Source organism: Rhizobacter sp. P3_B12 (genome assembly GCF_056402895.1).
This window is the reverse complement of the sequence record NZ_JBFUGN010000161.1, coordinates 1-9,185: the sequence shown is the minus strand read 5'-3', so window position 1 is coordinate 9,185 and position 9,185 is coordinate 1. Positions and strand designations below refer to the sequence as shown.

Below are 9,185 nucleotides of genomic sequence, written 5' to 3'. Positions count from 1 at the left end.
GCTCGCGAGCCTGCTGCACAACCCCGACCTGGAGCTCGCGCGCTTCGAAGCGCGCGGCGAGATCAACGCGGCGCGCGTGCGCTGGGTGCTGTCGCAAATGCGGCCGCTGCCACGCCCGCCGAAGCCGCCGGCGCGCGGCGATGCGGCGCCGCCGGACACTACGGCCGCGCCGGCGGCTCCGTTGCAGAAGGCGCTGGCACTCGCGCTGGCCCGTTGAGCCATGACTGCGCAAGGCCGGCGATGTCGTCGGTCTGCGCGGCCTCCCACACCGTCTCCGGCGGCACGACGCGGGTGCCGGGGGGACTGGACGGCAACCGGGCCGCGAGCTGCGCGGCGAACTGCGCGACCTTCTGCGCACGCACCGGCCGGTCGCGCTGCGGCACCATCAACTGCAGCTGCGACAGCATCCAGTGCGCGAGGCGCTGCGCCGGGTGGCTGATGCGTTCGTGCGCGCCGGCCTGCGCGGTGCGGATGAACACCAGGTGCTCGAAGCCGAGCGCCGCGACCGCATGCTCGTCGAGGTTGGCGAGGCCGCGCTTCAGCGCGTCGGGCAGGCTGGCCATCGTGTGCGGCATCACGACCAGCAGGTGGCGCACGCCGCGTTCGCGCCATTGCGCGGCGAGGGCCGGCAGCTGCGACGGCTCGGGCCGGTAGAACGACAGCTCGCGGCCATTGGCATGGCGCTCGCGGTCGAACACGATGACGCCGACCGGCTCGTCGCCCGGCGGCAGCGGTGTGCCTTCGAGCCACAGCAGCGCGCGCAAGCCGTGCAGCGCGGCGCGCGTGGGCTGCGTGACGAGCACGCTGACGGGCGAGAACGCGCGCACCGACAGCAGGCTCTCCAGCAGCGCCGAGCCGAGCGGCCCGCCGCCACCGGCGACCAGCACGCGCTGCAGCGCGGCATTCACACGCACAGGCGGCGCATGGCCGGCCCGCAGGGCTTCATCGATCAGCGACATCGCCGCAGTATCCGGCAGTTGAGGGGACACTTGGTGCGGTGCCCACTGCGTGCCATCATCGGCTCACCTACCGCGTCAGGAGACCGCCATGCGCTGCTTCCGCCTTGCGTCACTGGGCCTGCTGTTGTCGTGCCCTGCCTTGCCGGTGCTGGCGCAGAGCGCGCCGCCGATCAAGCCGGGCCTGTGGGAGGTGCAGAGCGAACGCCTCGTGAACGGCCAGCCGATGCCCGACATGGCGCAGCGCATGAAGGACATGCCGCCCGAAGCCCGCGCCCGCATGGAGGCGGCGATGAAGGCACGCGGCGGGCCGAACGGCGGCATGAAGATCTGCCACACGAAGGAATCGCTGGACCAGGGCCGCTGGCAGGAGGCACAGACGCGCTGCAAGACCGATTTCGGCACGCGCAGCGGCAGCGTCTGGAAGTGGCATTCGAGCTGTGGTGAGCCGACCGCGTCGGAGACCGACGGCGAGGTCACGTTCACCAGCCCCGAGAGCTACGCGGTGAAGACCTCGACGACGATGACGATGAAGGGCCAGGCCCGCACCGCGCAGATGACGATGACGGCGAAGTGGCTGGGCAGCGACTGCGGCACGGTGAAGCCGTTCACGATGCCGGCGGCATCGGCCATACCCGCCAAGCCCTGAAAGACAAAACCCGCCGGGCTCGCGCCGGGCGGGTTCGTCGTGAGGCCGTGGGCCTTACTTCTTCCGGTACTTGCGCAGCGCGGCGATCTGGGCGGCCAGCGCCACCAGTTCGTTCTGCGCCTTGGCCAGGTCGAGTTCGCTCTTCGCGTTCTTGACGGCTTCCTCGGCGATCTTCTTCGCCTCGGTGGCCTTGGCCTCGTCCAGGTCCTTGCCGCGGATCGCGGTGTCGGCCAGCACGGTGACCCTGCCCGGCTGCACTTCGAGAATGCCGCCGGCCACGAACACGAACTCTTCCTCGCCGGTGTCGGCGCGCTGGATGCGCACCGCGCCCGGCCTGATGCGGGTGATCAGCGGCGTGTGGCGGGGCAGGATGCCCAGCTCGCCGTTCTCACCCGGCAGCGCCACGAACTTCGCCTCGCCGGAGAAGATGGCTTCCTCGGCAGAGACGACGTCGACATGCAGGGTTGCCATGCTGTTTCCTTCGGATTACTGAATCGTCTTCGCCTTGGCGATGGCTTCGTCGATCGTGCCGACCATGTAGAAGGCCTGCTCCGGCAGGCTGTCGCACTCGCCGTTGACGATCATCTTGAAGCCGCGGATCGTTTCCTTCAGCGGCACGTACTTGCCCGGCGAGCCGGTGAAGACTTCCGCGACGTGGAACGGCTGGCTCAGGAAGCGCTGGATCTTGCGCGCGCGTGCCACGGCCAGCTTGTCGTCCGGTGCCAGTTCGTCCATGCCCAGGATCGCGATGATGTCGCGCAGTTCCTTGTAGCGCTGCAGCGTGCCCTGCACCTGGCGGGCGACGGCGTAGTGCTCTTCGCCGACCACGTTCGGGTCGAGCTGGCGGCTCGTCGAGTCCAGCGGGTCCACGGCCGGGTAGATGCCCAGCGACGCGATGTCGCGCGACAGCACGACGGTGGAGTCCAGGTGGGCGAAGGTCGTGGCAGGCGACGGGTCGGTCAGGTCGTCCGCAGGGACGTACACGGCCTGGATCGACGTGATCGAGCCGACCTTCGTCGAGGTGATGCGCTCCTGCAGGCGGCCCATTTCCTCGGCCAGCGTCGGCTGGTAGCCCACGGCGGAAGGCATGCGGCCCAGCAGTGCCGACACTTCGGTACCGGCCAGCGTGTAGCGGTAGATGTTGTCGACGAAGAACAGCACGTCGCGGCCTTCGTCGCGGAACGATTCGGCGATCGTCAGGCCGGTCAGCGCGACGCGCAGGCGGTTGCCCGGCGGCTCGTTCATCTGGCCGTAGACCATCGCGACCTTCGACTCGGGCAGGTTCTCCAGGTTCACGACGCCGGAGTCGGCCATCTCGTGATAGAAGTCGTTGCCCTCGCGGGTGCGCTCGCCGACACCGGCGAACACCGACAGGCCCGAGTGAGCCTTCGCGATGTTGTTGATCAGCTCCATCATGTTGACGGTCTTGCCGACGCCGGCGCCGCCGAACAGGCCGACCTTGCCGCCCTTGGCGAACGGGCACACCAGGTCGATCACCTTGATGCCGGTTTCCAGCAGGTCCTGCGACGGGCTCAGCTCGTCATAGGCCGGCGGCTTGCGGTGGATCGAGGCGGTCAGCTCCTGGCTGACTTCGCCGCGCTCGTCGATCGGCGCGCCCAGCACGTCCATGATGCGGCCGAGGGTCGCGCGACCCACCGGCACCGAGATCGCCTTGCCGGTGTTGCGCACCATCAGGCCGCGGCGCAGGCCGTCGGAAGAGCCCAGCGCAATCGTGCGCACCACGCCGTCGCCCAGCTGCTGCTGCACTTCGAGGGTCAGGGCCGAGCCCTCCATCTTCAGTGCGTCATAGATCTTGGGCATGGCGTTGCGGGGGAACTCCACGTCCACCACGGCACCGATGCACTGAACAATCTTGCCTTCTGTCGAAACCGAAGCCATGTTTCTTCCTTTGAATCAAATCAGGGTCAGACCGCCGCCGCACCGGCGACGATCTCGGACAGTTCTTTGGTGATCGCTGCCTGGCGGGTCTTGTTGTAGACCAGCTTCAGCTCCGCGATGACGCTGCCGGCGTTGTCGGTCGCGGATTTCATCGCGACCATGCGCGCCGATTGCTCCGAGGCCATGTTCTCGGCCACCGCCTGGTAGACCAGGGCCTCGGTGTAGCGCACCAGCAGCTCGTCGATGACGGTCGGCGCGTCCGGCTCGTAGAGGTAATCCCAGCCGTGCGTGCCCTTGTCGACCACCAGGCTGTCGGCCGCGAGCGGCAGCAGCTGGATCACGACCGGCTCCTGCTTCATCGTGTTGATGAAGCGCGTGTAGCACAGGAACACCTGCTTCAGCTTGCCTTCGGCATACGCATCGAACAGCACCTTGACGGGGCCGATCAGCTTGTCGAGGTGCGGCTTGTCGCCCAGCTGCGTGGCCTGCGAGACCACCCTCGCGCCGACGCGGTTCAGGAAGCCCAGGCCCTTGTTGCCGATGGCGACCGCCTCGGCACCCAGGCCCTGCGTTTCCAGCTCGCGCAGCTTGCCGGTGACGGCACGCAGCACGTTGGTGTTCAGGCCGCCGCACAGGCCCTTGTCGGTGGTCACGACGATGAAGCCGACCGTCTTCGCATCGTCGTTGCCGACCATGAACGGGTGCTTGTACTCGGGCGTGGCCGTCGACAGGTTGGCCGCCAGGTTGCGGATCTTCTCGGCGTACGGACGCGCATGGCGCATGCGATCCTGCGCCTTGCGCATCTTGGAGGCGGCCACCATCTCCATGGCCTTGGTGATCTTCTTGGTGTTCTCCACCGATTTGATCTTGCCCCGAATCTCTTTACCTGCAGCCACGTTTGGCTCCTATGTGAGATTAGGCGAACGACTTCTTGAAAGTTTCGACGGCCAATGTCAGTTCGGCCTCGGCGTCGATGCAGACTTTCTTGAAGGCCTTCTTCTCGGCGCTGTCCGAGTCCTTGGCGGGCTTGGCATCCCACTTGGCCCCGTTCTTCTCGATGGTGGCGAGCAGCGCGGCGTGCTTGTCCTTGAGGTAGGCGTGCAGGCCATGCTCGAACGGGAGGATCTTCTTGATCTCGACGTTGTCCATGAAGCCCTTGTTCACCGCGAACAGCGTGGCGCCCATCAGGCTGATGGGCAGCGGGCTGTACTGGGCTTGCTTCAGCAGCTCGGTCACGCGGGCGCCGCGGTCCAGCTGCTTGCGGGTGGCTTCGTCCAGGTCCGAGGCGAACTGCGCGAACGCAGCCAGCTCACGGTACTGGGCCAGGTCGGTACGGATACCGCCGGACTGACCCTTGATCCAGTTCGTCTGCGCGGCACCGCCGACGCGCGACACCGAGATACCGGCGTTGATCGCGGGGCGGACGCCGGCGTTGAACAGCGAGGTTTCCAGGAAGATCTGGCCGTCGGTGATCGAGATCACGTTGGTCGGCACGAACGCGGACACGTCGCCGGCCTGCGTCTCGATGATCGGCAGCGCGGTCAGCGAACCGGTCTTGCCCTTGACTTCACCCTTGGTGAAGGCTTCGACGTAGTCGGCGTTGACGCGCGCGGCACGCTCCAGCAGGCGGCTGTGCAGGTAGAACACGTCGCCCGGGTAGGCTTCGCGGCCCGGCGGGCGGCGCAGCAGCAGCGAGACCTGGCGGTAGGCCACGGCCTGCTTCGACAGGTCGTCATAGACGATCAGCGCATCTTGGCCGCGGTCGCGGAAGTACTCGCCCATCGTGCAGCCGGAGTAGGCCGACACGTACTGCATCGCGGCCGATTCGGCGGCCGAGGCGGCCACGACGATGGTGTAGTCCATCGCGCCGTTGGCTTCCAGCGAGCGCACCACGTTCTTGATCGACGACGCCTTCTGGCCGATCGCAACGTAGATGCAGGTCATGTTCTGACCCTTCTGGTTGATGATCGCGTCGATCGCGACGGCGGTCTTGCCGGTCTGGCGGTCGCCGATGATCAGCTCGCGCTGGCCGCGGCCGACCGGCACCATCGAGTCGATGGACTTCAGGCCGGTCTGCATCGGCTGGTCGACCGACTTCCGGGCGATCACGCCCGGGGCGATCTTCTCGATCGGGGCCGACAGCTTCGCGTTGACGGGACCCTTGCCGTCGATCGGCTGGCCCAGCGCGTTGACGACGCGGCCGATCAGCTCGGGGCCGACCGGCACTTCCAGGATGCGGCCGGTGCACTTGACCGTGTCGCCTTCGGAGATGTGCTCGTACTCGCCCAGAATCACCGCGCCGACCGAGTCGCGCTCGAGGTTCAGCGCGAGGCCGAAGCTCGGTTGGTTGTCACTGGCCGCCGGGAACTCGAGCATTTCACCCTGCATCACGTCCGACAGGCCGTGGATGCGGACGATGCCGTCGGTCACCGAGACCACGGTGCCCTGGTTGCGGATGTCGGTCGAACCGGCCAGGCCTTCGATGCGGCTCTTGATCAGTTCGGAAATTTCAGCGGGATTCAGTTGCATTGCTTTCTCCGGTCCGCGGCACGCTGGCCAGCAGGTTGGAATGCTGTCGCTTCGGGCAACCCTTGCGGGTCAGGCCGTCAACGCCACCTTCATTTGTTCGAGACGGGCCTTCACCGAGGTGTCGAGCACCTCGTCGCCGACCACCACGCGGATGCCGCCGATCAGCTCGGGCTCGATCTGCACGCTGGCCGTGAGCTTGCGCCCGAAGCGCTTCTCGAGCGAGGTGACCACAGCCGACAGCTGGGCCGCATCGATCGGGAAGGCGCTGTAGACGGTGGCCTCGGACACGCCCGAGCGTTCGCTGACCAGCGCGTGGAATTGCACCGCCACCTTGGGCAGCGCAGCCAGGCGTCCGTTGTCGATGACCGCGCGCAACAGGTTGCGGGTGGCGTCGGACAGCGGCGACTTGACGACCGAGGTGATGACGTCGAACACCTGTTCGACGGTCGCCTTCGGGTTGTCGGCGTACTGGCGCATCTGCGCGTTCGCGGCGACGGCCGCGATCGCGTCGAGCTGCTCGGACGCCTGCTTCAGATCGCCCTTGCCGGCGACCTGGAACAGCGCTTCCGCGTACGGGCGGGCGATGGTGGCGAGCTCGGCCATGTCAGAGCTCCGTCTTCAGGCGGTTCAACAGGTCGGCGTGGACGCCGGCGTTGACTTCCTTGCGCAGGATCTGCTCGGCACCCTTGACGGCCAGCGCGGCGACCTGCTCGCGCAGCGCCTCGCGGGCCTTCACCGATTCCTGTGCGGCCTCGGCCTTGGCGGCGGCGACGATCTTCGCGCCCTCTTCGCCGGCGCGGGTCTTGGCCTCTTCGACCATCGCCTGGGCCAGGCGCTCGGCATCGGCCAGGCGCTGCGCGGTCTCGTTGCGTGCGGCAGCGAGCTGCTCTTCGACGCGGCGGTTGGCGGCGCTCAGGTCGGCCTTCGCCTTGTCGGCGGCCGACAGGCCGTCGGCGATCTTCTGCGCACGCTCGTCGAGTGCCTTCACGATGGGCGGCCACACGAATTTCATCGTGAACCCGACCAGGATCAGGAACACGATCATCTGCGCGATCAGCGTAGCGTTGATGCTCACGGTGTTGCCTCTGGAACGAATGAGAGGGAGATGTCCGGTGGTCCGGCGCGTCTTACTTCGGCAGGTTGGCGATCTGGGCCAGGAACGGGTTGGCAGTGGCGAACCACAGCGCGATACCGGTGCCGATGATGAAGGCCGCGTCGATCAGGCCGGCCAGCAGGAACATCTTGGTCTGCAGTTCGTTCATCAGCTCGGGTTGGCGGGCGGCCGACTCGAGGTACTTGCTGCCCATGATGCCGATGCCGATGCAGGCGCCGATGGCACCCAGACCGATGATGAGGCCGGCGGCGAGGGCGACAAAGCTAATGACTTCCATGGTGACTCCTGTTGAGGTTTGGTAGAAAAAAACGAACGAAAGAAGAAAGAACGACCTGCCGCGAAAGATCAGTGGTGATCGTGCGCCTGGCCCACGTAGACGAGGGTCAGCATCATGAAGACGAAGGCCTGCAGCGTGATGATCAGGATGTGGAAGATGGTCCACACCGAACCGGCCAGCAGGTGAAGCAGGAACAGCGCGACGCCGGTGCCCGACAGGCTCCAGGCACCGCCCAGCAGCGCGATCAGCATGAAGATCAGTTCGCCGGCGTACATGTTGCCGAACAGCCGCATGCCGTGCGAGACGGTCTTCGCGACGAACTCGATCAGCTGCATCGCGAAGTTGACCGGGTACAGGAACCACTTGTCGCCGAACGGGGCCGAGAACAGCTCGTGCACCCAGCCGCCGGCGCCCTTGATCTTGACGTTGTAGAACAGGCAGACCAGCAGCACGCCCAGCGACAGGCCCATCGTGATCGACAGGTCGGCGGTCGGTACGACGCGCAGGTACGGCAGGCCCAGGGTGTGCTCGTTGACCCACGGCAGCAGGTCGACCGGCAGCATGTCCATTGCGTTCAGCAGGAAGATCCACACGAAGACGGTCAGCGCGAGCGGCGCGACCATCTTGCGGCTCTGCGCGTTGTGGACGATGCCCTTGGCCTGGCTGTCGACCATCTCGACGAGGATCTCGACCGCGGCCTGGAAGCGGCCCGGGCGGCCCGAGGTCGCCTTGCGTGCGGCCAGCCACAGCAGCCAGCAGCCGACGGCACCGAGCAGCACGGTGAAGAACAGCGAATCGAGGTTGATCACCGAGAAGTCGACGACCCCTTCCTGGTGCTTGTTCTGCAGATGGTGCAGGTGGTGAATGATGTATTCACCGGCGCTTGGGGCGTGCTCTTGGCCTTCGGTCGTCATTCGTGAAACCCTGTATCCATCAACGGCGGCGCCACAGCAGCGCCAACCAGTTCACCTTCATGCACACCACCATCGTGACCAGCAGGACCGGCCAACTGAGGTTGGGCACAACTTTTGCTGCAATCACCAGCATCGCGATGGCAACTGCAATCTTCAACATTTCCCAGAACATGAAGCCGACGGCCACAGCCACCGGGTTTCCTGTTCCTCGGGTCATTCCCCTGGCGAGCAATGCCGCCGGAAGAACCACCGCCGCCGCGCCGTACAACGCCGACCAGGCAGCACCAGAATCTTGTCCCATCAGTTGCGTCGCAACGACCGCGATGGCCGTGCAAAGCAAACCCGCCACCGCCTGCACCGCAACCACCCTCCAGGGCGACACCTGGGGAATACGTCCTCGCAAGGCCTGCGCTTCTTCTCGCGTCAGGGTCTTGAAAGGCTGGTCATCAGCGCCATCTTCTTGAGCTACGCCACGGTCGAGGGGTTCGGTCATGGCAGGGAAGACAGTCGTCAGCAGCAAAGCCTCGGGATTATATGGGCAAAGACCCGCGGTCCCTGACACACCCCGACACAGACACCGGGCATGCAGGCTTCGCTTGACTTGCCGCTACGGCAAATCGAGGTAACGGGCCGCCAGCGCCTCGAACGCACTCACCGACGCGGCGTCATCGAAGCCCTCCCCGAGTTCCTCGCGCAGCAGCCGGCCCACCTCGGGCGCGACGCGCAGCGCCTCGCGCGCATCGAGGAACAGCAGCCGGCAGCGCCGCGCCAGCACGTCTTCGACGGTGCGCGCCATCTCGACCCGCGCCGCGAAGCGCACCATCGCCTCGGTCAGCCCGCCCTCCCC

The 9,185-nt window shown here is 66.5% G+C and carries 12 protein-coding genes and 1 pseudogene; 2 read left to right on the top strand and 11 right to left on the bottom strand.

Going from position 1 to position 9,185, the window contains the following annotated elements; genetic code table 11:
- Nucleotides 1–217 (top strand): annotated as a pseudogene (locus tag AC1D01_RS11490) (hypothetical protein); the annotation flags it as partial.
- On the opposite strand, the gene AC1D01_RS11485 reads toward AC1D01_RS11490, so the two are convergent.
- Entirely contained in the window at nt 159–959 is an 801-nt protein-coding gene (locus tag AC1D01_RS11485; RefSeq protein ID WP_477866226.1) for a Rossmann-fold NAD(P)-binding domain-containing protein, read from the bottom strand. The pseudogene AC1D01_RS11490 and the gene AC1D01_RS11485 overlap by 59 nt on opposite strands.
- An 88-nt stretch (nt 960–1,047) precedes the next feature.
- Here AC1D01_RS11485 and AC1D01_RS11480 point away from each other — a divergent pair, with 88 nt between their 5' ends.
- Complete coding sequence (locus AC1D01_RS11480) at nt 1,048–1,605, top strand: DUF3617 domain-containing protein (RefSeq protein WP_477866224.1); 558 nt, start codon at nt 1,048–1,050, stop codon at nt 1,603–1,605.
- A gap of 54 nt (nt 1,606–1,659) precedes the next feature.
- Here AC1D01_RS11480 and AC1D01_RS11475 read toward each other — a convergent pair whose 3' ends face one another.
- The 10 genes from AC1D01_RS11475 to AC1D01_RS11430 all read right to left on the bottom strand — a co-directional run.
- Nucleotides 1,660–2,076 carry a F0F1 ATP synthase subunit epsilon gene (locus tag AC1D01_RS11475; protein WP_477866222.1) on the bottom strand — a complete coding sequence of 139 codons (417 nt, stop codon included), beginning with the start codon at nt 2,074–2,076 and terminating at the stop codon, nt 1,660–1,662.
- 15 nt (nt 2,077–2,091) lie between these two features.
- Nucleotides 2,092–3,504 (bottom strand): F0F1 ATP synthase subunit beta, encoded by a 1,413-nt coding sequence (gene atpD, locus AC1D01_RS11470; protein ID WP_477866220.1) that lies wholly within the window; start codon nt 3,502–3,504, stop codon nt 2,092–2,094.
- Between the two features lie 26 nt (nt 3,505–3,530).
- Nucleotides 3,531–4,400: a F0F1 ATP synthase subunit gamma gene (gene atpG / locus AC1D01_RS11465; protein WP_477866218.1), complete on the bottom strand. Its 870-nt coding sequence runs from the start codon at nt 4,398–4,400 to the stop codon at nt 3,531–3,533.
- A gap of 19 nt (nt 4,401–4,419) precedes the next feature.
- Nucleotides 4,420–6,033: a F0F1 ATP synthase subunit alpha gene (gene atpA, locus AC1D01_RS11460; protein WP_477866216.1), complete on the bottom strand. Its 1,614-nt coding sequence runs from the start codon at nt 6,031–6,033 to the stop codon at nt 4,420–4,422.
- 69 nt (nt 6,034–6,102) lie between these two features.
- Entirely contained in the window at nt 6,103–6,636 is a 534-nt protein-coding gene (locus AC1D01_RS11455) for a F0F1 ATP synthase subunit delta (protein ID WP_477866214.1), read from the bottom strand.
- A gap of 1 nt (nt 6,637) precedes the next feature.
- Entirely contained in the window at nt 6,638–7,108 is a 471-nt protein-coding gene (locus AC1D01_RS11450) for a F0F1 ATP synthase subunit B (protein ID WP_047501590.1), read from the bottom strand.
- A 52-nt stretch (nt 7,109–7,160) separates the two neighbouring features.
- Nucleotides 7,161–7,424 carry a F0F1 ATP synthase subunit C gene (gene atpE / locus AC1D01_RS11445; RefSeq protein ID WP_047501588.1) on the bottom strand — a complete coding sequence of 88 codons (264 nt, stop codon included), beginning with the start codon at nt 7,422–7,424 and terminating at the stop codon, nt 7,161–7,163.
- A gap of 68 nt (nt 7,425–7,492) precedes the next feature.
- Nucleotides 7,493–8,338 (bottom strand): F0F1 ATP synthase subunit A, encoded by an 846-nt coding sequence (atpB, locus tag AC1D01_RS11440; RefSeq protein WP_477866212.1) that lies wholly within the window; start codon nt 8,336–8,338, stop codon nt 7,493–7,495.
- Between the two features lie 19 nt (nt 8,339–8,357).
- Nucleotides 8,358–8,831, bottom strand: a complete 474-nt coding sequence (locus AC1D01_RS11435) for an ATP synthase subunit I (protein WP_477866210.1) — start codon at nt 8,829–8,831, stop codon at nt 8,358–8,360.
- Between the two features lie 114 nt (nt 8,832–8,945).
- A partial coding sequence (locus tag AC1D01_RS11430) for a glycerol-3-phosphate dehydrogenase C-terminal domain-containing protein (RefSeq protein ID WP_477866208.1) occupies nt 8,946–9,185 on the bottom strand: 240 nt, incomplete at its 5' end.